Origin of the sequence: Streptomyces sp. NRRL S-37 (assembly GCF_000721605.1) — a bacterium.
Classification (GTDB): Bacteria; Actinomycetota; Actinomycetes; order Streptomycetales; family Streptomycetaceae; genus Streptomyces.
In genome coordinates, this window is the sequence record NZ_JOIZ01000006.1 from 79,781 (window position 1) to 102,378 (window position 22,598).

General features: G+C 71.3%; 18 protein-coding genes. 6 read left to right on the forward strand and 12 right to left on the reverse strand.

Annotation, left to right across the window (positions count from 1 at the left end):
• The first annotated feature begins 403 nt into the window (after nucleotides 1-403).
• A complete protein-coding gene (locus IH50_RS0110970; protein ID WP_030859920.1) occupies nucleotides 404-1,111 on the forward strand; it encodes a transglycosylase SLT domain-containing protein in 708 nt (235 codons plus the stop codon).
• A gap of 143 nt (nucleotides 1,112-1,254) precedes the next feature.
• Nucleotides 1,255-2,643 (forward strand): AI-2E family transporter, encoded by a 1,389-nt coding sequence (locus IH50_RS0110975; protein ID WP_030859923.1) that lies wholly within the window; start codon nucleotides 1,255-1,257, stop codon nucleotides 2,641-2,643.
• A 457-nt stretch (nucleotides 2,644-3,100) separates the two neighbouring features.
• On the opposite strand, the gene IH50_RS0110980 is transcribed toward IH50_RS0110975, so the two are convergent.
• Nucleotides 3,101-3,634 carry an alkyl hydroperoxide reductase gene (locus IH50_RS0110980; protein WP_030859925.1) on the reverse strand — a complete coding sequence of 178 codons (534 nt, stop codon included), beginning with the start codon at nucleotides 3,632-3,634 and terminating at the stop codon, nucleotides 3,101-3,103.
• Nucleotides 3,635-3,640: 6 nt separating this feature from the next.
• Entirely contained in the window at nucleotides 3,641-4,195 is a 555-nt protein-coding gene (locus tag IH50_RS0110985) for a peroxiredoxin (protein ID WP_030859927.1), read from the reverse strand.
• Nucleotides 4,196-4,334: 139 nt separating this feature from the next.
• Here IH50_RS0110985 and IH50_RS0110990 point away from each other — a divergent pair, with 139 nt between their 5' ends.
• The gene (locus tag IH50_RS0110990) at nucleotides 4,335-5,273 is read left to right on the forward strand and encodes a LysR substrate-binding domain-containing protein (protein ID WP_030859929.1); all 939 of its coding nucleotides are present in this window, start codon (nucleotides 4,335-4,337) and stop codon (nucleotides 5,271-5,273) included.
• 133 nt (nucleotides 5,274-5,406) lie between these two features.
• Here IH50_RS0110990 and IH50_RS0110995 read toward each other — a convergent pair whose 3' ends face one another.
• The 5 genes from IH50_RS0110995 to IH50_RS0111015 form a co-directional block, all read right to left on the reverse strand.
• A complete protein-coding gene (locus IH50_RS0110995) occupies nucleotides 5,407-7,740 on the reverse strand; it encodes an ABC transporter permease (RefSeq protein ID WP_030859931.1) in 2,334 nt (777 codons plus the stop codon).
• Nucleotides 7,737-8,432, reverse strand: coding sequence for an ABC transporter ATP-binding protein (locus IH50_RS0111000; RefSeq protein WP_030859933.1), 696 nt, complete (start codon nucleotides 8,430-8,432; stop codon nucleotides 7,737-7,739). Before IH50_RS0111000 ends, IH50_RS0110995 begins: the two co-directional genes overlap by 4 nt.
• Nucleotides 8,429-8,953: a PadR family transcriptional regulator gene (locus IH50_RS0111005; protein WP_030859935.1), complete on the reverse strand. Its 525-nt coding sequence runs from the start codon at nucleotides 8,951-8,953 to the stop codon at nucleotides 8,429-8,431. The genes IH50_RS0111000 and IH50_RS0111005 overlap by 4 nt, the downstream gene beginning before the upstream one ends.
• 186 nt (nucleotides 8,954-9,139) lie before the next feature.
• On the reverse strand, nucleotides 9,140-9,394 hold the full coding sequence (locus IH50_RS0111010; protein ID WP_030859937.1) for a hypothetical protein: 255 nt from the start codon (nucleotides 9,392-9,394) through the stop codon (nucleotides 9,140-9,142).
• Entirely contained in the window at nucleotides 9,391-10,326 is a 936-nt protein-coding gene (locus tag IH50_RS0111015; protein ID WP_030859939.1) for an SPFH domain-containing protein, read from the reverse strand. The genes IH50_RS0111010 and IH50_RS0111015 overlap by 4 nt, the downstream gene beginning before the upstream one ends.
• A gap of 260 nt (nucleotides 10,327-10,586) precedes the next feature.
• On the opposite strand from IH50_RS0111015, the gene IH50_RS0111020 reads away from it, so the two are divergent.
• Nucleotides 10,587-12,878, forward strand: coding sequence for a transglycosylase domain-containing protein (locus IH50_RS0111020; protein ID WP_030859941.1), 2,292 nt, complete (start codon nucleotides 10,587-10,589; stop codon nucleotides 12,876-12,878).
• A 62-nt stretch (nucleotides 12,879-12,940) separates the two neighbouring features.
• Here IH50_RS0111020 and IH50_RS0111025 read toward each other — a convergent pair whose 3' ends face one another.
• The 5 genes from IH50_RS0111025 to IH50_RS0111045 form a co-directional block, all read right to left on the reverse strand.
• Nucleotides 12,941-15,064: an ATP-binding SpoIIE family protein phosphatase gene (locus tag IH50_RS0111025; RefSeq protein ID WP_030859943.1), complete on the reverse strand. Its 2,124-nt coding sequence runs from the start codon at nucleotides 15,062-15,064 to the stop codon at nucleotides 12,941-12,943.
• Between the two features lie 273 nt (nucleotides 15,065-15,337).
• Nucleotides 15,338-16,030 carry a DUF402 domain-containing protein gene (locus IH50_RS0111030; protein WP_030859946.1) on the reverse strand — a complete coding sequence of 231 codons (693 nt, stop codon included), beginning with the start codon at nucleotides 16,028-16,030 and terminating at the stop codon, nucleotides 15,338-15,340.
• A gap of 87 nt (nucleotides 16,031-16,117) precedes the next feature.
• Complete coding sequence (locus IH50_RS0111035) at nucleotides 16,118-17,521, reverse strand: class II fumarate hydratase (protein ID WP_030859947.1); 1,404 nt, start codon at nucleotides 17,519-17,521, stop codon at nucleotides 16,118-16,120.
• A gap of 114 nt (nucleotides 17,522-17,635) precedes the next feature.
• On the reverse strand, nucleotides 17,636-19,060 hold the full coding sequence (locus IH50_RS0111040) for a M20/M25/M40 family metallo-hydrolase (protein ID WP_030859948.1): 1,425 nt from the start codon (nucleotides 19,058-19,060) through the stop codon (nucleotides 17,636-17,638).
• Nucleotides 19,061-19,370: 310 nt separating this feature from the next.
• Nucleotides 19,371-21,050: a fumarate hydratase gene (locus IH50_RS0111045; RefSeq protein WP_030859949.1), complete on the reverse strand. Its 1,680-nt coding sequence runs from the start codon at nucleotides 21,048-21,050 to the stop codon at nucleotides 19,371-19,373.
• Between the two features lie 271 nt (nucleotides 21,051-21,321).
• Here IH50_RS0111045 and IH50_RS0111050 point away from each other — a divergent pair, with 271 nt between their 5' ends.
• Together IH50_RS0111050 and IH50_RS0111055 are read left to right on the forward strand one after the other, a co-directional pair.
• Nucleotides 21,322-22,017, forward strand: coding sequence for a DUF1707 SHOCT-like domain-containing protein (locus IH50_RS0111050; RefSeq protein ID WP_030859950.1), 696 nt, complete (start codon nucleotides 21,322-21,324; stop codon nucleotides 22,015-22,017).
• Between the two features lie 93 nt (nucleotides 22,018-22,110).
• A complete protein-coding gene (locus tag IH50_RS0111055) occupies nucleotides 22,111-22,485 on the forward strand; it encodes a WhiB family transcriptional regulator (RefSeq protein ID WP_078913925.1) in 375 nt (124 codons plus the stop codon).
• Nucleotides 22,486-22,598 lie beyond the last annotated feature (113 nt).

Consider the following 22,598-nt stretch of genomic DNA (forward strand, 5'->3'; position numbering starts at 1 on the left):
GTCCGGAAAGGCGTAGAGCCTAGCCGGGCGGCGTCGGCGTGTGTGCGGCTTTCCGGAATTCCCTGGGGCCAAACGGGGTGTGAGCTTTCACACGCAACGGAGAATTGCCTTGCGGCGCCGGGTTACGGCAGAGTCTCACTCCTGTCAGGCCCCGCATACGACACACCTGTACCCCTGGGGGTACCCCCACACTTTTGCAGTGGGGGAGGTACGGCACCACAGCAGGACACAGTTCCAACTCCATAGCGTCGTCGTATGCCGCCCGAGCACCACGCGGCGCTCCCGCACGGGAGTTGCCCACCGGGCCCGCGCCTTCCGTGACCCGTAGTTGGGGAGGCCAGTGCCAGGGGCACGATCGCGTCCGCGAGGGTCACCGAAGCGGGCGATGCTGGAAGGAAACCGTGTGAGCCGGATCTCGGTCCGGGGATTCGCAGTGGCCTCGGCCACGGCGGTCACCGCTGTCGGAAGTGTCGTCGGCGTTGCCTCGGGCAGCACCGCGCAGAACAACGACGCCGAAGCGACGGCAAGCGGCACCACGCTGCTCGCGGACATCCCCGCGGGCCAGCAGGCCCAGGTGCAGACCGCGTCCCTGACGCAGCAGGCCGAAACGATGGCCATCGCCGCGGACGCGAGCGCCAAGAAGGACGCCGAGGAGGCCGCCCGCAAGGCCGCCGCCGAGACCGCGGTCGCGAAGAAGAAGGAAGCGGCCGACAAGGCGGAGAAGGCGAAGCAGGAAGCCAAGGAGCGCGAGGAGCTCAAGACCGCCTCCAGCCGTTCCGCGACCCGCGACGCGTCCAGCTTCCCGGTCCAGTCCTCCTACACGATCGCCGAAGTGCAGGCGATGGCCCGGCAGATCGTCCCGGCGGACCAGTTCCAGTGCTTCAGCACCATCGTGGACCACGAGTCCAGCTGGAACTACCGGGCCGACAACCCCACCTCCGACGCCTACGGTCTGATGCAGGCGCTCCCGGGTTCCAAGATGTCCTCCGCCGGAGCCGACTGGGCGACGAACCCGGCCACCCAGATCAAGTGGGGTCTCGGCTACATGAACGAACGCTACGGCAGCCCGTGCGCGGCCTGGACGTTCTGGCAGGCCAACCACTACTACTAGGCCGACCGGGAGCCCGCCGCCCCGGCCCCGCTCAACCACGGCACAGCCCCGCACCGTCCTACGGTGCGGGGCTTTCGCCATGTACGGTCTGACCGACGACTCCAGGGGGAGTGGTGGGGAGAAACGGGGGAAGAGGACGGATCATGTCGCGAGTGCCAGGATGGCTCGGCCGGGTCGGAGCCGGGCTGACCGAGGTCAGCAAGCGGTTGGAGGAGCGCCGTGCCGAGGTGGAGCGGGACCGCCCGCCGGACGCCGACCCCGGCTCCGGGCCCGGACGGGTGAAGACCCCGCCCCCCGACCCCGAGCCGCCGCTCGGGTACACGGCCGCCGTCGTCCCGGTCCGCCCCGACCCGGCACAGGCCGTGCCCTGGGGGGTACGGGTCGCGGCCGAGGCCGGCTGGCGGCTGCTGGTCCTGGCCGGCACGGTCTGGGTGCTCATGCGGATCATCAGCGCCGTCCAGCTCGTGGTGCTGGCGTTCGTGGCCTCGCTGCTGATCACCGCGCTGCTGCAGCCGACGGTGTCGCGGCTGAAGCGGCTGGGCGTGCCGCGCGGGCCGGCCACCGCGCTGACGGCGCTGTTCGGGTTCGTCGTGATCGGCCTCATCGGCTGGTTCGTGACCTGGCAGGTCATGGAGAACATCGACCACCTCTCCGACCAGATCCAGGACGGCATCGACGAACTGCGCAACTGGCTGCTGAACAGTCCCTTCCACGTCACCGACAAACAGATCAACGAGATCGCCAAGAACCTGCGGGAGGCGGTCGGCGCCAACACCGAGCAGATCACCTCGGCGGGCCTGGAGGGCGTGACCGTCGTGGTCGAGGCGCTCACCGGCATCCTGCTGGCGGTCTTCTCGACGCTGTTCCTGCTCTACGACGGCAAGCGGATCTGGCAGTGGTCGCTGAAGCTCGTTCCGGCCGCGGCCCGTCCGGGCGTCGCCGGGGCGGGTCCCGCGGCGTGGCGGACGCTGACGGCGTACGTGCGCGGCACGGTGATAGTGGCTCTGATCGACGCGATCTTCATCGGCCTCGGCATCTACTTCCTCGACGTGCCGATGGCGGTGCCGCTCGCCGTGTTCATCTTCCTGTTCTCGTTCATCCCGCTCGTGGGTGCGGTGGTGTCGGGAGCGCTCGCGGTGGTCGTCGGACTCGTCACGCAGGGCGTGTTCACGGGCGTCATGGTGCTGGTGGTGGTGCTGGCGGTGCAGCAGATCGAGGGGCACATCCTCCAGCCGTTCATCCTGGGGCGCGCGGTCCGGGTCCATCCGCTCGCGGTGGTGCTGGCGGTCGCCTCGGGCGGGATGGTGGCCGGTATCGGGGGAGCGGTGGTGGCTGTGCCGCTGGTCGCGGTCACCAATACCGTCGTCGGCTATCTGCGCGCGTACACGCACGAGACGGCCGTGGCCCAGGCTCCCCGGCCGCGGGGGGCGACGGCGATGTCCGAGCCGGACGCCCCGCCGCCGGCGGTGTCGGAGGCCAGGCCTCCGACACCGGACACGGAGAAGCGACCGGGGGACGCCGACGAGGAGTAGGCGCGGGCAGTGCCGTGCAGTTGCGGGCGGTGGTGCCACTTACCTTCGCCGCTGCGGGCGGTGATGCTGCCGCACCTCCGCCGCTGCGGGCAGTCGTGCCTCCCCCAGTGCCTTAAGGGCCTGGGAGGTACCCCCAGGGCGGCACGGGTGGGCGGTGGGGGTACCTCCCGCTCGAGACCCTCCCCCACTCTCGACTTCGCTCGAGCGGGGGACCCCCATCGCCCTGCGGCACGACTGCCCGCGGCTTGGCGGGGGTGGTGCGGCGCGGGGCACGCGGGACGCGGAGAGCGGGGAGTGCGGGGCACCGCGTGTGCGGGGCGCGGGGAGTGCAGGGCACCGAGTGCGCGGGGCCGGGTGTGCCGGACACGTGGGGTGCAGGGGTGGGCCCGGCCACCGGGGGTGTGGGTCGGGCCCGGCCACCGGGCATGGTGGACGGGCCCGAGAGGGGGAGGCGGAGTCACTCCGCGAGGGCCGCCTCCGCGTCCAGCGTCGCGGCGACCGCCTGGATCACCGCGGCGATCTTGAACGCCTCCTGGACGGTCTCGCGCTCCACGCCGGCCTTGCGCAGCACCTGCTCGTGGGAGTCGAGGCACATGCCGCAGCCGTTGATCGCGGAGACCGCGAAGGACCAGAACTCGAAGTCGACCTTGTCGACGCCCGGGTTGCCGATGACGTTCATCCGCAGACCGGCGCGCAGGTTGCCGTACTCGTGGTCCGACAGCAGGTGACGGGTGCGGTAGAAGACGTTGTTCATCGCCATCACCGCGGCGGCGGCCTTCGCGGCCGTGTACGCCTCCGGCGACAGGTTCGCCTTCGCCTCCGGCTCCAGCTCGCGCAGCACGATGGCCGAGCGCGAGGCGATCGCCGTCGACAGCACCGTGCCCCAGAGCTGCTGGGCCGGCAGGTCGGAGTTGCCGATGACCGAGCCCAGGTTGAGCTTCAGGTCCTTGGCGTAGTCCGGTATGCGGGACTTCAGGGAGTCGAGGGACATGTCAGGTCACTCCCCGGCCAGCAGCGCGACCGGGTCCAGGGTCTCGTCGCCCTTGCTCCAGTTGCACGGGCAGAGCTCGTCGGTCTGCAGGGCGTCCAGGACCCGCAGGACCTCCTTGGGGTTACGGCCGACGGAGCCGGCGGTCACCATGGAGAACTGGATCTCGTTGTTCTGGTCCACGATGAACACGGCGCGCTTGGCGAAGCCGTCCTCGCCCTCGATGCCGAGGTCGCGCATCAGCTCGTGCTTGGAGTCCGCCATCATCGGGAACGGCAGGTCACGCAGGTCGTCGTGGTCCTTGCGCCAGGCGTGGTGGACGAACTCGGAGTCGCCGGAGAAGCCGAGGACCTGGGCGTCACGGTCGGCGAACTCGTCGTTCAGCTTGCCGAAGGCGGCGATCTCGGTCGGGCACACGAAGGTGAAGTCCTTGGGCCACGCGAACACGATCTTCCACTTGCCCTCGTAGGTCTTGTGGTCGATCGTCTCGAACTCCTTGCCCTTCTCCAGCGAGACGCAGGCGGTCAGTTCGAACTCGGGGAACTTGTCACCGACAGTGAGCACAGGCTCTCCTTGCAGCGAGGAAATACCCGGATTGCGGGCGTTTCCCATGGGTTGGACCTTGTTGATGTTGGCACATCGTGCATTGATTAGTGAAATAGCTACACTCGGTCGTGTTGATCGGAGGTAGCTATCAGTGACCATGAGCAAGAGGCGCAGACAGCCCAGCTTCGCTCAGCTCCGCGCGTTCGCCGCGGTGGCCGAGCATCTGCACTTCCGGGACGCCGCCTCGGCGATCGGGATGAGCCAGCCGGCGCTGTCGGGTGCCGTGTCGACGCTGGAGGAGACGCTCGGCGTCACCCTCGTGGAGCGTACGACGCGCAAGGTGCTGCTCTCACCGGCCGGTGAGCGGCTCGCCGCCCGCGCCAAGGCCGTACTCGGCGAGGTCGACGCGCTGCTGGAGGAGGCGGACGCGCTGCGGGCGCCGTTCACCGGGGTGCTGCGGCTCGGCGTGATCCCGACCGTCGCGCCCTATCTGCTGCCGACGGTCCTGCGGCTGGTCCGCGGCCGCTATCCGCTCCTCGACCTCCAGGTGCACGAGGAGCAGACCGCGAGCCTGCTGGACGGACTGGCCGCCGGCCGGCTCGACCTGCTGCTGCTCGCGGTGCCCCTCGGCGTGCCCGGTGTGACCGAGATCCCCCTCTTCGACGAGGACTTCGTGCTGGTCACCCCGCTCGGCCACCGGCTCGGCGGCCGGGAGGGCATCCCCCGTGCGGTGCTGCGCGAGCTGAACCTGCTGCTGCTCGACGAGGGGCACTGCCTGCGCGACCAGGCCCTGGACATCTGCCGGGAGGCCGGGCGGGCCGACGTCCCGGCCACGACGACGGCGGCCGGACTGGCCACACTCGTCCAGCTGGTCGCGGGCGGCCTCGGGGTGACCCTGCTGCCGCGCACCGCCGTCCAGGTCGAGACCGCCCGCTCCAACCGGCTGCTCACCGCCCGCTTCACCGATCCGGCCCCCAGCCGCCGCATCGCCCTCGCCATGCGCACGGGCACGGCGAGGGCGGCGGAGCACAAGGAACTGGCGGTGGCCCTGCGGGCGGCGATGCGGGACCTTCCGGTACGGATGGTGGGGAGCTGAGCGCCCCCGCGGTCCGTGCGGGCTCCCAGGCCCCGCGGCCCGCACGGCTCCGCGGCCCGCACGGCTCCGCGGCCCGCACGGCTCCGCGGCCCGCACGGCTCCGCGGTCCGTACGGCCCCGCGGACCGTACCGCTCACTCCGTCCGCAGGCCGTCCGGGCGCATCATGCGCAGCAGCGGGGGCAGGCTCAGCAGCGTCACCACGAGGACCACGCCCGCGCCCATACCGGTCATCCGCAGCACGCTCGGCCAGTCCACACCGACCGGTGTCGCGGTCATCTTCAGCAGCACCGCGCCCAGGGCGATGCCCACCAGCGAGGCCAGCAGCAGACCCAGGCCGATCGGGACCGCCGTCTGCCACAGCACCGACAGGCTCAGCGTGCGGCGCCGGGTGCCGAAGGCGACCAGGGCCGACAGCAGCTTGCGGCGTTCCCGCAACTGCTCCAGCTGGGAGACCAGCAGACTCGCCCCGATCAGCGCCAGCACGGCGGCGGCGCCGACGAACAGGCCCGTACGGATGGATTCGTAGCGTTCGGAACGTTCGACGGAGTTCCACGTCGTCGGATGGGCCAGCGGGTCGATCGCGGCCGCCGTGTTGCGTATGTGCTCGCGGGCGTACGGCACCGAGTCGTCGACCGACAGATACAGCTCGCCGGTGACCACCTCCGCGATGTCCGCGGGCACCGCAGCCGGGGTCAGGAGGAAGCCGCCGCGCCTGTTCCCGGTCGGGTCCTCGATGGAGTCGGCCTGCTTCAGCCCTTCGGGGAGGGTCCAGGCGACGCTCTCCCCGTCGCCGTCGCCGACGTACCTCTCCAGGTACAGCTTCTGGCCCGGCCTGCTCAGCGACGGGGTGTCGGTGTCGTACTCGCCGCCCCGGAGCGTGAACACGGCGCCGTCCGCGCACGAGGGCAGCTTCGCCACCTCGCGCAGGGTCGCGCAGTCGCCGATGGTCAGCTGGGCGGTGCGCTGCGGCTCCTTGTCCCAGGGCCGGTCGCCGAAGTACCCCTCGGACAGCGGGTAGACCTTGCGGACGCCCTCGGTCTCCTCGAGTTTCGTGGTGGCCGCGGCGAGTTCGGTGCCCTCCGGCACCCGTACCTGCATCTGCGCCAGTGACGTGTCGTAGCCGGTTTCCTCGGTGTAGTCGCCCTCCACCCCGGCGAACAGCATCTGCAGCGCGATCGCGCCGGCCACCGCCACCGCGATGCCGTTGACCATGCGGGCCGCCGCGCCGCTGCTCAACTGCAGGCGTCGCACCGCCAGTTGCCAGGAGACACTGCCCGGGCCGAGCCGGGCGACGACCGTCTCCACGATCCACGGCAGCAGCGCGGTGACGCCGACGAGCAGACAGATGACACCGCCGGTGACCAGGTACTGGTTGAAGTCCCCGTTCTCCCGGCCCTGGCCGATCATGGGGAACAGCATGCCGGCCCCGGCCAGCGGCAGCAGCAGCCGCCACCACAGCCGGCGGCGGGCGGGCCGCGCCGTGCGCACCACCCCCAGCGGTTCGATGACCACCCCGCGCAGCGCCAGCAGCGTCACCAGCACGGCGGCCCCCGGGACCGCCACCGCGACCAGCAGCGCCAGCAGCGGGGAGGGGTTCAGATAGCTCGGGAAGACACTGATGTCGAACACCTCGACGGACGCCGCGAACTCACGTCCCGACAGGAAGAACCCGGTGCCGAACACCAGCCCGAGCAGCGCCCCGGCGAGCGCCTCGCCCGCGGCGATCCGCCGGGTCATGCCGCCGTCGGAGCCGACCAGCCGCAGCGCGGCCAGCCTGCGGTCGCGCCGCTCGCCGCCGAACCGCACGGCCGCGGCGATGAACACGGCGACCGGCATCAGCAGCACCACGAAGACGACCAGGACCAGCAGCACGAGGACCGGGTCCGCCTCCTCCTCCACCGGGTCGGGGTTCCCGAAGGAGTCGATACGGCCCACCAGCCCGTCGTTGGGCCGCCCCGCGAGGCCCTCGGCGCCCGCGTAGTAGGCGAGCTCCTGCGCGCCGATCAGCCCCTGCTCGCCGATCGTCCCCACGATGTCGTACGGCAGCCGCTCCCGCAGCAGTTCGCCTTCGTCGGAGGCGAGGAACTCCTTCAGCGCGGGGGAGACCACCATCTCGTCCGGCGCCGGGAACTCCCGCAGCCCCGGCGGCAGCGGAGCCTTGTCGCCCTCCGGCTCCAGCAGCCGGCCGCGGATGTCCCGGCCGTCGAACTCGGTGTCGTTGTCCGCGGTCATCAGGGTGTCGTCGGCGCGCTCGATCTTCTCGCCGTAGGTGTAGTTGAGCCGCGCCTCCTCCCGCCGGTCCCGCTCCGCCAGCGCGCCGGGCAGGGCGGTGGTGAGCAGCAGCAGCGCCACCCCCAGCCCGACGCCGACGGCGGTGAGCAGCGCCCGGATCCACCCCTCGCGCCCGCCGGCGAAGGCGAACCGGATCCCCATGCCGAGATCCCGCGCCCACTGGCTTGCACTCATACGACGCGCTCCATGTCCCGGGACTTCCCGTCGCGCACGACGACCTCGCGGTCGGAGTACGCGGCCACCCGCGCCTCGTGGGTGACGAGGACGACGGCGGCGTTGGTGGACCGGGCGGCGTCGGTGAGCAGCTCCATCACCCGCTCGCCGTTGAGCGAGTCCAGCGCGCCGGTCGGCTCGTCGGCGAACAGCACCCGCGGGCCGGTGACCAGCGACCGGGCCACGGCGACCCGCTGACCCTGACCGCCGGAGACCTCGCCGGGGCGCTTCTTGCGGACGTCGTCGACCTCCAGGCGCTCCATCCAGGTCAGCGCGGCCCGCTCGGCCTCCTTGCGGGGCGTGCCGTTCAGCCGCAGCGGCAGGGCGACGTTCTCCACACAGGTGAGCTCCGGCACGAGCTGCCCGAACTGGAAGACGAAGCCGAACTCCGAGCGCCTGAGCGCGCTGCGCTCGGCGTCGCTCATGGCGGTCAGCTCACGCCCGTCGTACGTGATCGACCCGGAGTCGGGGGTGACGATCCCGGCGAGGCAGTGCAGCAGCGTGGACTTGCCCGACCCGGAGGGTCCCATCACGGCGACGACCTCGCCGGGGTGGATGGAGAAGGCGGCGCCGTCGAGCGCGGTGGTGGGGCCGTAGACCTTGCGCAGGTCCTGGGCGGTGAGCAGGGAGCCGGGGGGAACGGGCGCGGTCATCGGGTCACCGCCGCACGGAGCTTGTCGAGACGCGCCGCGGTCAGCTCCAGCCAGCGCAGGTCGGCTTCAAGGTGGAACAGGGCGTGGTCGCAGATGAGCTGGTCGGCGAGGTCGCCCTTGCGCTTGCGGTCGGTGAGGATCCGCATGCCGCGCAGGTGCTCCGAGCGCTGCGTGTCGAGGATGTCGGCGGCGTCCCGGCTGGTGAGCAGGGCGAGGACGACCTTGGTGTAGAGCGTCGACTGGAGGTACGGCTCCGGCTTCTCCGGTGTGGCGAGCCAGCGCTCGACGTCGGTGACGCCGGCCTCGGTGATCGCGTACCGCTTCCGCTCGGGGCCGTCGCCGGCCTCGATGCCGTCGACTTCGACGAGCCCGTTCTTCAGCAGGCGGGACATCGTCGAGTAGACCTGGCCGTAGTGCAGCGGCCGGTCGTGACCGAACTTCTCGTCGAAGGCCCGCTTCAGGTCGTAACCGTGACGCGGACCGGACTCCAGGAGCCCCAGGAGGGTGTGACCGATGGACATACGGAGCACTCTACACACGGTGTATACGCGGTGTGTATACGCGGAGTGTGCAGGTCACGCCGGGGTGTACGGAGGCGCAGGTGGGGGTCGATTGTCACGGTTCCGCTACGGGGCAGGGCGGGCTGTGCGTGGGTACCGATGGGGCGTGCGCGCGCCGGCCCGCCCGGCGCGCGAGGACGAGGCCCTTCAGGCCGACGGAGGCTTGGGGGCGGAGCCCCCGGGCGGCCGCCCGCGGCGGGGAAGGGGCCCGGTGTCGCCGGGCAGCCTCCCCGCCTCCGCCAGCGCCCGCCGCAACAGGAACTCGATCTGCGCGTTGGCGGAGCGCAGCTCGTCGTTGGCCCACCGCGCCAGCGCCTCGTACACCGACGGGTCCAGCCGCAGCAGCACCTGCTTGCGCCGCGGCCGGCCCTGGGGGGCGGAGCCCCCGGACGGAGTCGTCACTGGTAGAGCGTCCCGGTGTTGAGGACCGGCTGCGCGGAGCGGTCACCGCACAGCACCACCATCAGGTTGGACACCATCGCCGCCTTCCGTTCGGGGTCCAGCTCCACGATGTCCTGCTCCTGGATCCGGGCCAGGGCCGACTCGACCATACCCACGGCGCCCTCCACGATCTGCTGCCGCGCCGCCACGACGGCGCCCGCCTGCTGCCGCTGGAGCATCGCCGAGGCGATCTCGGGAGCGTACGCCAGGTGGGTGAACCGGGACTCGATGATCTGCACACCGGCCGCCTCCACGCGCGCGTGCAGTTCGACGGCGAGCTTCTCGGTGATCTCCTCGGCGTTGCCGCGCAGCGAGAGACCGTCCTCGTCGTGGGCGTCGTAGGGGTACTCGATGGCGATGTGCCGCACGGCCGCCTCGGTCTGGGTGGAGACGAACTCGATGTAGTCGTCCACCTCGAAGGTGGCCTGGGCGGTGTCCTCGACCCGCCACACCACGACCGCGGCCAGCTCGATCGGGTTGCCGTAGGCGTCGTTCACCTTCAGGACCGCGGTCTCGTGGTTGCGCACCCGCGTGGAGATCTTCCTGCGCGAGGTGAGGGGGTTCACCCAGCGCAGTCCGTCCTGCCGGATCGTGCCCCGGTAGCGGCCGAAGAGCTGCACCACCCGCGCCTCGCCCGGCGCCACCATGTTCAGCCCGCACATCGCGAGGAACGCGGCGATGACGACCAGGATGCCGCCGACGATCAGTGCGGCCTTGGCGCCGGCCCCGGTGACCGCCGTGGCGGTGACGATCAGCGCGGTGCCGAGCAGCAGGCCGAGGAGGCCGAGCAGCAGCGCCAGCCCGCCGCCGATGCTGTGCGCCGCGAACTCCCGTACGCGCGGGGCCGGCATCTCGGGCACATCGGCCGTGACCTGCGTGTCATGTATGGACATGGGTGATCCCCCGTCTCTCCGGGCGCCCGCCGAGTGGCTAGCGCCTGTCTAGCTAAGTGATATCAGATTACCCCGTCCCGGCAACCCTGCGCCCCTCTCGGACGTCGGTTCCGTTGGAGCGGGTGCTGATTGTCACGCCCGTAAAGGCCGGATCGGCGGCCCTTTGTCATAGCTCCCGGTGTTAGTTTTCTGAGCTGACCCGAGCGGCGAACTGGTGTGGCCCCAGAGCACACACGAACGAAGCGGAGCGGAACGGACGCATGGGACGAGCGGAAGAAAGACGCGCACGACAGCGCGGTGGGCGCCGTGCGGCACCCCGGGGCCGCCGTTCGTCGGGCGCGGCCGGACGCAGCGGCATACGCCGCCTGTTCACCTGGAAGAAGATCCTCGGCACGTTCTTCGGCCTCTGCCTGCTCGGCATGGGCGCCTTCATCGTGCTGTACATGGTGATCGACATCCCCGAGGGAAACGCCGACGCCGAGCTGCAGGGCAACGTCTACAAGTACAGCGACGGTTCGATCATGGCCCGCAGGGGCTACAACCGTGAGATCGTCGACCTCGCCAAGGTGCCCAAGGACGTCCAGCGCACCTTCGTCGCCGCCGAGAACAAGACCTTCTACAAGGACTCCGGCGTCGACCTCAGGGGCACCGCGCGCGGCGTGCTCAACACGCTCTCCGGCAAGGGCGCGCAGGGCGGTTCCACGATCACCCAGCAGTACGTCAAGAACTACTACCTGACGCAGGAACAGACCGTCAGCCGCAAGCTGAAGGAACTGGTCATCTCCCTGAAGCTGGACCGGGAGAAGTCCAAGGACTACATCCTCGCCGGCTACATCAACACCAGCTACTACGGCCGCGGCGCCTACGGGATCCAGGCCGCCGCGCAGGCCTACTACCGCGTCGACGCCGAGGACCTCACCGTCGAGCAGGGCGCGTACCTCGCCGCGCTGCTCCAGGCACCGAACCAGTACGACTGGGCGATCGCCAGCGACACCGGCAAGAGGCTCGCCCAGGAGCGCTGGAACTACGTCCTGGACAACATGGTCGAGCAGAAGTGGCTGGACCGGGCCGACCGCCAGGGCATGAAGTTCCCGGTTCCCGAGGAGCCCAAGGCCGTCCCCGGGCTGGAGGGCCAGACCGGGTACCTGGTCGAGGCGGCCAACACCGCGATCAAACGGCAGCTCGTCACCCAGGGCGTCGCCGAGGACACCAAGCAGGCCGACGCCATGCTGGACCTCGGCGGCTACACCATCACGCTGAACATCGACAAGAAGAAGCAGAAGGCGCTGGAGGAGGCGGTCAAGACCAAGCTCACCAGCAAGCTCGACCCCGGCGAGCGCAAGGTCGACGCCGACGTCCAGGCCGGCGCCGTCTCCGTGGACCCGAAGACGGGCGCGGTCCTGGCGATGTACGGCGGCGTGGACTACGTGAAGCACTACCGCAACAACGCCACCCGCGACGACTACCAGCCCGCCTCCACCTTCAAGCCGCTGATCCTCGCCGCGGCCGTCGACCAGGACGCCGAGACCCAGGACGGCGTGCCGATCACGGCGAACACCCTCTACGACGGCACGAGCGGGCGCCCCGTGGTGGACGACGGCAAGGAGGTCGGCTTCGCGCCGCCCAACGAGGACGACCAGAACTACGACGACATCACCGTCCAGGAGGCGATGAACAAGTCCGTCAACTCGGTCTTCGCGCAGATGGGCGCCGACGTCGGCATGACCGAGGTGATCGAGACCGCCGGCGACCTCGGCATGGACACCGAGAACGTGCCCCCCGTGCCCGCGCAGACACTGGGCACCATGGGCGCGAGCCCGCTGGAGATGGCCGGCGTCTACGCCACCCTCGACAACCACGGCAAGAAGGTCACCCCGGCGATCGTGAAGTCGGTCGAGCACAAGGACCGCGCGGTCGAGTTCCCCGACCCGATCGGCGAGCAGGTCATCAGCCGCGAGGCCGCCGACACGGTCACCTCCGTGCTCACCGGCGTGGTCGACGACGGTACGGCCCAGAAGTCCGTACGGGACAACCCGCTGCGCGACGGCCAGCAGGTCGCCGGCAAGACCGGTACGTCCGACAACAACAAGTCGGCCTGGTTCACCGGCTTCACCCCCGGACTGGTCACCTCCGTCGGCCTGTTCGGCGAGGACGACAAGAGCGGCAAGCAGGTCCCGATGTACCGGGCGGCCGGCGTCGACTACCGCGTCAACGGCGGTGGCCCCCCGGCGGAGATCTGGGCCGCCTACACCTTCGGCGTCATGGACGAGGTCACCGAGTTCGACCTGGACACCAAGCAGGGCAACGCGGTGAGGAAGCCGAGCAGCTCCCCGCCGGTCTCGCAGTCGCCGTCCGGGACGCCGAGCGACGAGCCGACGAGCGAGGAACCGACCACCGAGGCACCGCCGGAGACCTCCGCGCCGCCGTCGTCGGAGCCGCCGGCGTCGCCGCCGCCGTCGTCGGAGCCGCCGCCGGACCCGACCACCTCCGAATCGCCGACGTTCGAGCTCCCGGGGGTCCCGGAAAAACCCGGGGACGACGAGGAGCAGTAGACGGCGACATGAGGGGCGCCCGGTGACCGCACCGGGCGCCCCTCGTCATGCCGTACGACGGTTCAGCCGTGGTTCAGCTCGAACCACACCACCTTGCCCGTGCTCAGCCGGGTCGCGCCCCAGCGCCGGGCCAGCCGGTTCACCAGGTACAGCCCGCGCCCGCCCTCGTCGGTGGCCCGCGCCTGCCGCAGCCGCGGCAACTGCGGCACGTCGTCACCGACCTCGCAGCGCAGCACGTCGGTGCGCAGCAGCCGCAGCGTGACCGGCCGCGTGGCATAGCGCACGGCGTTCGTCACCACCTCGCTGACCAGCAGCTCCACCGAGTCGCTCAGCTCCTCCATGCCCCAGCGGGACAGCGCCCGCCGGGCCAGCCGGCGGGCCCGGCCGGGGGCCGCGTCCTCCGGCTCCAGGAACCAGTACGCCACGTCGCTCGGCGCGATCCCGTCGAAACGGGCGGCGAGCAGCGCGATGTCGTCGTCCCGGTCGCCCGGACCGAGCATGTCCAGCACCTCGTCGCACAGCGCTTCCAGGGGCGGCGGATGGTCCGGCCCGGTGAGCTGCGCGGTCGCGGCGAGCTTCTCCCGGAGCTGCTCGATACCGGTCCACACGTCCCGCAGCCGGGACTCCACCAGGCCGTCGGTGTACAGCAGCAGGGTCGCCCCGGCGGGCGCGTCCAGCTCGACCGCCTCGAAGTCCACCCCGCCCACGCCGATCGGGGCGCCCGCGGGCACCCGCAGCACCTCGGCGCGTCCGCCCAGCTCCAGCAGGACGGGCGGCGGATGGCCGGCGTTGGCGATGGTGATGCGGTGCGCCACCGGGTCGTACACCGCGTAGAGGCAGGTCGCCATGCGGTCCACGCCGAGCCGCTGCGCCTGCTCGTCGAGGTGGTGCAGCACCTCCTGCGGGGGCAGGTCGAGCCCGGCCAGGGTCTGCGCGGTGGTGCGGAGCTGGCCCATGATCGCCGCCGAGGTCATGGAGTGGCCCATGACGTCGCCGACGACCAGCGCGACCCGGCTGCCGGGCAGCGGGATGGCGTCGTACCAGTCACCGCCGACCCGCGCGGTCTCCGCGGCCGGCAGGTAGCGCGAGGCGAGCCGTACGCCGGTGCAGCGCGGCAGGTTCTCCGGCAGCATCGTGCGCTGCAGCTCGTCGGCGATGTACGCCTCCCGCCCGTACAGCACCGCCTTGTCGATGCCGAGGGCGCTGTGCGTGGCGAGCTGGGCCGCGACCAGCAGGTCGTCGGCCTCGAACGGGATGCGCTCCGGGCGGCGCAGGAACAGCGCCGCGCCGATCACCCGCCGCCGGCCGCGCAGCGGCGCGAGGATCGCCCGCTGCCCCTCCGGCACGGCCGGCGCGCCCTCCTCACCGAGGAGTTCGGGCAGCGCGGCACGGGCCGCCGGCGCGTCCGTGAACACCGGCCGTACGCCGCGCAGCACCTCGGCGAGCGCGCTGCCGGGCCGCACGGTGCACAGCTCCGCGCCGACCGAGTCCAGCTCGGACGGCTCCGGCGGGGCGACCGGGGCGAACCCGCCCTCGGTGTCCCGTTCGGCCGGGATCCGGTCGGTGCGGCGCAGCCGCAGCACCAGCGGGCCGGTGGGCCGCTCGTCGCCGACCGGCAGGGGCTCGCGCAGATAGACCAGGATCGCGTCGGAGAAGGTGGGCACGGTGGCCCGGCACAGCCCCATCACGATCTCGTCCAGGTCGATGCCGCGGGCGATCCGCCGGGTCGCGGCACCGACGAACCGCAGCCGGTCCCCGTCCCTGCGCATCGGCGTGGGCCGTCCGGGCTGCGCCTGCTGCCCGGTACGGCGCTCCGTGCCGTCGGGACTCCGGACCGGCCGGCCGTGGCCCGCGGCCGGCTGCACCGGGATGCCCTCGGGCACCGGACGCGGCCGGTGCGCGTCCGGCTCGGTGCCCTGCCCGGCACCCGGCTGGGAGTGCTCGGGACCGGACCCGGCGGCCGGGTCCTGGCCGGTGCCGTCCGGTGTCACCGTGTCCGGCGACGCGGCCCCGGGCACGGGAGGCTCACCGCCGGAGCGGCTCTGTACGGGTAAGGCGGACCCCGTGCCCGGCACACGCTCCGGCGGCGGGGTACGCGGAAGCGCCCCGCGGGGATCCGCGGGGTCGACGCCCGGCTGGGGGCGTTCGAAGGAGGTCGGCTGCTCCGTCACGCGTGTCGAGTCCATCCGTCCGGCGCACGCCGTGCGCGCGGTTCGTCCCGCCGGAACTCCGATACCCGGAACACGTGCCCCCGGAACGGATTTCCCGCGTGGTCAGAGGTTGTTCCTGTGCCGTCGGCCGGCCGTTCCCGGCCGGCACCGGTGTTTCCGTACCCCTCGCTCACGTCCTGCCGCCCCTCGGTGACGATCGGTCAAGCCTGGTGCGCGTTCCGGTGGTTGCTGTCCGCACCCTTGCGGAGGACGATCCTACGTTTCCCGCCCGGGGGCGCAGCAAGGGTCTCACGAGGACAGATGCACGGGAGTGCGGTCCCAGTCCTGTGGCAGTGACGGTACCGTCCACGACGGGTCGGGGCGCCAGTTCTCCCACCCGTCCGCGAACGGTGTCCCCCAGGCCTCGATCGCCGCCACGGCGGCCCGCCCGGCCTCCCGCACCCTCCCGGCCAGCGCGGAGTCCACCAGACCGTCCTGTCGGGCCTGCGCGAACTCGTCCTCGTCGAGCCAGCGCCAGGTGCGGTCCGGGTGCACGGAGATGTCCAGGAAGTGATCCTCGGAGTCCACTCCGCCGGCCCAGCGGGACAGCGGCTCCTCCAGGTTCACGTACCAGTTCCTGAACCGCCAGCCCGGGTCCCAGAACAGCCACACCGACCAGGGCTCGCCGGGCCGGGCCAGCTTCAGCACCCCGGTGCCGGACCAGCGGTCCCGCCGCACCGCGCGCGGCTTGGTGTACCGGGTGCCGAGCGGCTCCCGGTGCACCGGCGTGCCGTCGGCGAGCACCGGCTTCACGCACTCGGTACCGGGCGCCATCCACACCGCGAGCAGCTCCGGGTCGTCGCGTACGACCGTGACGGGGCGCGCGATGTGGATGCGCGCGCCGCCGTTCTCCCGGTACCGCCACAGGACCTGTGTCCCGGGCGTCCAGTGTCCGGCCGTCCCGCCCGCTTCCTCGCGCATCGTCGCTCCGCCCTCCGCCATGGCCAGATAGTAGGTGCCATGGGCATACGACGCCGCGTCCCCCGTCACGGTTCGCGGCTCCCGGCACGACGCCCTACGGCCGTGCCGTCACGGCCGTGTCATCCGCAGGACGTCCAGCGCCGCGTCGAGCTGCTCGACGGTCAGGTCGCCGCGCTCGACGTAACCGCCCTCCAGCACGACCTCCCGGATGGTCTTCCGCTCGGCCAGGGACCCCTTGGCGACCTTGGCGGCCTCCTCGTAACCGATGTACTTGTTGAGCGGGGTGACCACCGACGGCGAGGACTCGGCGTACTCGCGGGCCCGCTCGCGGTGCGCGACGATCCCGTCGACCGTGCGGTCGGCGAGCAGCCGGGAGACGTTCGCGAGCAGCCGCACCGATTCCAGCACGTTCTTCGCGATGACCGGCAGCATGACGTTAAGCTCGAAGTTGCCCGCGGCGCCGGCGGCGGCGACGGTCGCGTCGTTGCCGGTGACCTGCGCGCACACCATGAGCACGGCCTCCGGGATCACCGGGTTGACCTTGCCGGGCATGATCGAGGAGCCGGGCTGGAGGTCGGGCAGGGAGATCTCCGCGAGGCCGGTGCGGGGGCCCGACGCCATCCACCGCAGATCGTTCGCGATCTTCGTCAGTCCGACGGCGATGGTCCGCAGCTGCCCGCTGGTCTCCACGATGCCGTCGCGGGCGCCCTGTGCCTCGAAGTGGTCGCGCGCCTCGGTCAGCGGCAGCCCGGTCGCGCGGGCGACCTCCTCGATGACGGCGGCGGAGAACCCGGGCGGGGTGTTGATGCCGGTGCCGACGGCGGTCCCGCCCAGCGGCAGCTCGGCCAGGCGCGGCAGGGAGGCGTTCAGCCGCTCGATCCCGTACCGCACCTGGGCCGCGTACCCGCCGAACTCCTGGCCCAGCGTCACCGGCGTGGCGTCCATGAGGTGCGTCCGCCCGGACTTCACCACGTCGGCGAACTCCCCGGCCTTGCGCTCCAGGGCGGCGGCGAGGTGGTCGAGCGCCGGGACCAGATCACGGGTGACGGCGGCGGTCGCGGCGATGTGGATCGACGACGGGAAGACGTCGTTGGACGACTGCGAGGCGTTGACGTGGTCGTTCGGGTGCACGTCCCGTCCCAGCCGCTCGCCGGCGAGCGTGGCGAGGACCTCGTTGGTGTTCATGTTGGACGAGGTCCCGGACCCGGTCTGGAACACGTCCACCGGGAAGTGCTCGTCCCACCGCCCCTCGGCGACCTCCCCGGCCGCCTCCTGGATCGCCCCGGCGATGTCCTCGTCCAGCACCCCGAGCCGGGCGTTCACCTTGGCCGCGGCGCCCTTGATCCGGGCGAGGGCCTCGATGTGGGCGCGCTCCAGCCGCTGCCCGGAAATGGGGAAGTTCTCCACGGCGCGCTGGGTCTGCGCACGCCACTTGGCGTCGGCCGGTACCCTCACCTCCCCCATGGAGTCGTGCTCGACGCGGTAGTGCCGGTCGTCGTCCGTGGTCGTCATCGTCGTACCTCCGAGCATGCACAGCAGCGGTGTCCGGCGAGCGTATTCCCGCGCACGGCCTCCGCCCCGCCGCGCGGGGAGCGCGGCGGGGCGGAGTACCCGTGGGGGGTGGTCTCAGTCGCTCAGCAGGGTCACGTCGTCCAGGACGAAGCTCGTCTGCAGCGAGGAGTCCTCGCTCCCGGTGAAGGTCAGGGTCACCGTCTGCCCCGCGTACGCCGACAGGTCGACCGAGCGCTGCACATAACCGCTGCCGGCGTCGGCGTTGGACAGCGTGGCGAGCGTGGTGCCACCCGCCTTCACCGTGAACCGGTCGTACGGCGTCGAGCCGGACTCGTCGGTGTCGATGTGCAGCCAGTAGCCCAGCGTGGCCCGGGTGCACCCGGCCGGCACGGTCACCGACTGGCTGATCGACTCAGTACGGGTGGAGCCGTACCCCGACAGCCAGGCGAACCGGGTGCCGGTGTGGGCGGACTGGCCCGACTGGGCGCCGATGGCCCCGGTGCTCCCGGTCCACGGCGAGGTGCCGCTCTCGAACCCGCCGTTGGCGACGACGCCGGTGGTGTCACAGGTGCCGCCGGTGCCGGTGTCCACCGCCCGCTGCCAGATCGTGTACGCGATGCCGTCGGACGCGCGGTCCAGGCCGGTGGTGTTGATGTTGGTGAGGGTGTCGCAGGAGGAGTGGTAGCAGGGGTCGTACGCCCTGCTCGCGGTGCCGCCCCACTTGGCGGCCTGCGCGGAGGTCTTGCGGGCGCTGGCCCCCATCGCGTAGCCGGAGGTGGGAATGGAGTACTGCTCGAAGGAGTAGTCGTCGCTGCGCCCCGCGCCCTCGGTGTTCTCCTCGGGCTGGAGCCCGAGCGAGTCCCAGTACGCCTTCATGGGGGCGGCGGCCGAGGAGGTGATGTGGTTGATGAAGTAGCCGCCGTTGACGGAGGCGACCATGTCGAAGTTGTAGTACGCCTTGATCCTCGCGCGCTCGGTGGACGACAGCGAACGCACGTAGAAGTCGGACCCGTTGAGGCCCTGCTCCTCGTCGGTCCACCAGGCGAAGCGGACCCGGTTGCGCAGGGCGGGGTTCTGCCGGGCGAGCGTCAGGGCGTTCTCGAGGAGGGCGGCGGAGCCGGAGCCGTTGTCGTTCATGCCGGGGCCGGCCGAGACGCCGTCGAGGTGGGCGCCGAACATGTACACGTTGTTCGCGTCGCCCTTGGGCCACTCGGCGATCAGGTTGGGCCCGGCCCCGCTGGTGCAGCCGGAGGTGCACGGCTGCTCGGTGACGGTGTACCCGGCGGTCTGGAGCCTGCCCTTCACATAGGCGACGGAGTCGTCGTACCCCTGGCCGGTGGAGCGGCGGTTGCCGCCGTTCCGGCCGGCGATGGCGCTGAACTCGTTCAGGTGCGCCTTGACTTGGTTCACGTCGACGTCGGGCGCGGCGCTGAGGGTGGTGTCCGCGGTGGGTACGGAGTCGGCGGCCACGGCGGGGAGTGTTCCGCAGCCGAGCACGACGGCGAGCGAGAAGCCCGCCACGGCGAATCTTCGTTTCACCTGGTCTCCTCCGGGAGGTGGCTGTGGGGTGAGCCACGCAGGGATGACATGGCATGTGCATGCCGGAGCGCCGAGAAGACTCACAGCGATGGTCGGGCCAGTCAACGGAACGGACCGGGCCGGGGCTCGATTGTCCGAAAGAAGCACACGGAATCCGCTATGCGGACGGCGGTGATGCGCCCTCACATGCCGGAAAGGCTAGAAATCAGCCCCTCCGGCGTTTGAGGAGCGGGGTCCGGGGCGGAGCCCCGGTTTCGGGACGGGAAGGGGCGGCGGGGGCGAAAAAACCACCCCCGCCGCCCCGCGACAGCTACGCCAGCCCAGGCCCCCGCACCGGAATCGACGTGAACGTCGGCTGCTGCGGCGAGGGATCCTGGAAGAAGTCATTCCCCTTGTCGTCGACGACGATGAACGCGGGGAAGTCCTCCACCTCGATCTTCCACACCGCCTCCATCCCGAGCTCCTCGTACTCGACGACCTCGACCTTCTTGATGCAGTCCTGCGCCAGCCGCGCCGCCGGCCCGCCGATCGACCCGAGGTAGAACCCCCCGTGCGCGTCGCACGCGTCGGTCACCTGCTTGCTCCGGTTCCCCTTCGCCAGCATCACCTTGGACCCGCCCGCCGCCTGGAACTGCTCCACGTACGAGTCCATGCGCCCGGCCGTCGTCGGCCCGAACGACCCCGACGCGTACCCCTCCGGCGTCTTCGCGGGCCCCGCGTAGTACACCGGGTGGTCCTTCAGGTACTGCGGCATCTCCTCACCCGCGTCCAGCCGCTCCTTGATCTTGGCGTGCGCGATGTCGCGCGCCACGACCAGCGGGCCGGTCAGGGACAGCCGGGTCTTGACCGGGTACTTGGTCAGCTCGGCGAGGATGGCGTCCATCGGCTGGTTGAGATCGATCTTCACCACGTCGCCGTCGGCGTCGAGCTGCTCGTCCGTCGTCTCCGGCAGGAACCGCGCCGGGTCGGTCTCCAGCTGCTCCAGGAACACGCCCTCGGCGGTGATCTTCGCGACGGCCTGCCGGTCCGCCGAGCAGGACACGGCGATGGCGACCGGGCAGGACGCCCCGTGCCGCGGCAGCCGCACCACCCGCACGTCGTGGCAGAAGTACTTGCCGCCGAACTGCGCGCCGATCCCGATCTTCTGCGTCAGCTCGAAGACCTTCTCCTCCAGCTCCTTGTCCCGGAAGCCGTGCCCGAGCGGGGAGCCCTCGGAGGGGATCTCGTCCAGGTAGTGCGCGGAGGCGTACTTCGCGGTCTTCAGCGCGTACTCGGCCGACGTGCCGCCGACGACGATCGCCAGGTGGTACGGCGGACAGGCGGCCGTGCCCAGCGAACGGATCTTCTCCTCCAGGAACTTCATCATGGAGGTCTCGTTCAGGACGGCCTTGGTCTCCTGGTAGAGGAACGACTTGTTGGCCGACCCGCCGCCCTTGGCCATGAACAGGAACTTGTACGCGCCGCCGTCCGTCGCGTACAGCTCGATCTGCGCGGGGAGGTTGGAGCCGGTGTTCTTCTCCTCCCACATGGTGAGCGGGGCCATCTGCGAGTAGCGCAGGTTCAGGTTCTTGTAGGCGTCGTAGATGCCCCGGCTCAGGGCCTCCTCGTCACGCCCCGACGTCAGCACGTTCTGCCCGCGCTTGCCCATGACGATCGCCGTACCGGTGTCCTGGCACATCGGCAGCACGCCCGCCGCCGCGATGTTCGCGTTCTTCAGCAGGTCCAGCGCGACGAACTTGTCGTTGCCCGACGCCTCGGGGTCGTCGATGATGCGGCGCAGCTGCGCCAGGTGGGCGGGGCGCAGGTAGTGCTGGATGTCGTGGACGGCCTCCTCGGCGAGCTTGCGCAGCGCCTCCGGCTCCACCTTGAGGAACGTCCGCCCGTCGGCCTCGAAGGTGGAGACACCTTCGGAGGTCACCAGCCGGTAGGGGGTGGTGTCCTCTCCCATGGGGAGCAGATCGGCGTACTCGAACTCAGGCATCTCGCCCATTCCTCACTCGACAGGAAGTCTTCCGGGGCGGCTCGCCTCCGGGGCGCCGAGGCCTGTGCACAGGGCCCGTCGTGCCCGGGCCCTCCGGGCCTTCGCGCACTCGGATCCTCCGCACGGGCGCGCCCCTTCGGCTCGCTCGCCGGCCGCCCGCCGACGTCGGCGGGCGCCCACCAGCGTAGGACCTGCTCTTCGCGGTGAGTCTGTGAGGTTGTCCTCAGTCGTCCCCGTCAGGGGGTAGTCGCGATCTATCGCGTTTCGGTACGCTGCTGCCGTGGACCTTCAGAAGCACGCCCAGCAGCCGGACGCGGCACCTCGGACGGCCGAGCTGCGCGCCTCCGACGCTGACCGGGACCGTACCGCCGACCTCCTGCGCGAGGCCCTCGCCGAGGGCCGTCTCACCGCCGACGAGCACGCGGAGCGCGTCGAGGGCGTGCTGGCCGCCAAGACGGTCGGGGAGCTGGAGGTGTTCGTCCGGGACCTGCCGGCGGCCCACCAGCGGCGCGCGGCACACGCCTTTGCCCCCAGCCGCCCCACCACCGGCGCGATCCCGATGGACCCCGATGACAACGTGGTCGCGGTGTTCAGCGCCGCCACCCGCAAGGGCCGCTGGCGCACCGGCCGCCGCATTCACGCCTACGCGGTCTTCGGGAGCGTGGAGATCGACCTGAGCGAGGCGCTGTTCGACCACCAGCAGGTCATGATCAAGGCGTTCTCCGTCTTCGGCAGCGTCGAGATCCGCGTCCCGGAGAACGTGTCGCTGCGCGGCATGGGCGGCGGCGTGCTCGGCGCCTTCGAGGTGGACACGCTCGACGCGGCCGATCCCGAGGCCCCGGTGGTCTACGTGGACGGCTGGGCGGTGCTGGGGTCCGTCGAGGCGCGGCCCAAGCGCGGCAGGCTCGTGGCGGACATCCTCGACCGGGTGCAGCGCAAGGTCGACCGGAGCATGCGCAGGCACCTGGGCCACTGACGTACGGTCGGGACTCTGTGCATAGGCGCGCGTACATCGGGTAAGCCTTGCTGCATCGTGTCTCGCTTGCGAAGCCGTCGTCAGGAGTAGACCGTGCTGCAACCGCCGCATTCGTCCCTGCAGATAGCCGCTGTCCCGGCCCAGCGAGCGGCAGCGCGGGACAGGGACCAGGACGCCCCCTGGCACACCGAGGCGGTGTGCCGGCGCGACGAGGCGGGGCTGTTCTTCGCACCCTCGAAGGAACCCACGGCCGCCCGGCTCTCCCGCGAGGAGGCGGCCAAGCGCGTCTGCGCCCGCTGTCCGGTGATGGTCGAGTGCCGCGAGCACGCCCTGCTCCAGCCCGAGCCCTACGGCGTCTGGGGCGGCCTCACCGCCGCCGAACGCCGGGTGGTGCTGGCCCGCCGCCGGCGCCGCGAGATGGAACTGAAGAAGAACGCCCGCCCGGGCCGCATCGCGGCAGCGGGCTGAACCACACGCAAGCGACAAGAAGGGGCGCCCCCTCCGCACAGGGGACGCCCCTTCACCACCGGGAAACCCGCTTCCCAGCACCAGGGAACTCGCTCACCTCTCAGCGCCGGGGG

Coding starts and splice junctions, on each gene's coding strand:
- IH50_RS0110975 (WP_030859923.1), top strand. CDS start 1,255: ATGTCGCGAGTGCCAGGATGGCTCGGCCGGGTCGGAGCCGGGCTGACC.
- IH50_RS0110980 (WP_030859925.1), bottom strand. CDS start 3,634: ATGTCCCTCGACTCCCTGAAGTCCCGCATACCGGACTACGCCAAGGAC.
- IH50_RS0110990 (WP_030859929.1), top strand. CDS start 4,335: ATGAGCAAGAGGCGCAGACAGCCCAGCTTCGCTCAGCTCCGCGCGTTC.
- IH50_RS0110995 (WP_030859931.1), bottom strand. CDS start 7,740: ATGAGTGCAAGCCAGTGGGCGCGGGATCTCGGCATGGGGATCCGGTTC.
- IH50_RS0111000 (WP_030859933.1), bottom strand. CDS start 8,432: ATGACCGCGCCCGTTCCCCCCGGCTCCCTGCTCACCGCCCAGGACCTG.
- IH50_RS0111005 (WP_030859935.1), bottom strand. CDS start 8,953: ATGTCCATCGGTCACACCCTCCTGGGGCTCCTGGAGTCCGGTCCGCGT.
- IH50_RS0111015 (WP_030859939.1), bottom strand. CDS start 10,326: ATGTCCATACATGACACGCAGGTCACGGCCGATGTGCCCGAGATGCCG.
- IH50_RS0111020 (WP_030859941.1), top strand. CDS start 10,587: ATGGGACGAGCGGAAGAAAGACGCGCACGACAGCGCGGTGGGCGCCGT.
- IH50_RS0111025 (WP_030859943.1), bottom strand. CDS start 15,064: ATGGACTCGACACGCGTGACGGAGCAGCCGACCTCCTTCGAACGCCCC.
- IH50_RS0111030 (WP_030859946.1), bottom strand. CDS start 16,030: ATGGCGGAGGGCGGAGCGACGATGCGCGAGGAAGCGGGCGGGACGGCC.
- IH50_RS0111035 (WP_030859947.1), bottom strand. CDS start 17,521: ATGACGACCACGGACGACGACCGGCACTACCGCGTCGAGCACGACTCC.
- IH50_RS0111045 (WP_030859949.1), bottom strand. CDS start 21,050: ATGGGCGAGATGCCTGAGTTCGAGTACGCCGATCTGCTCCCCATGGGA.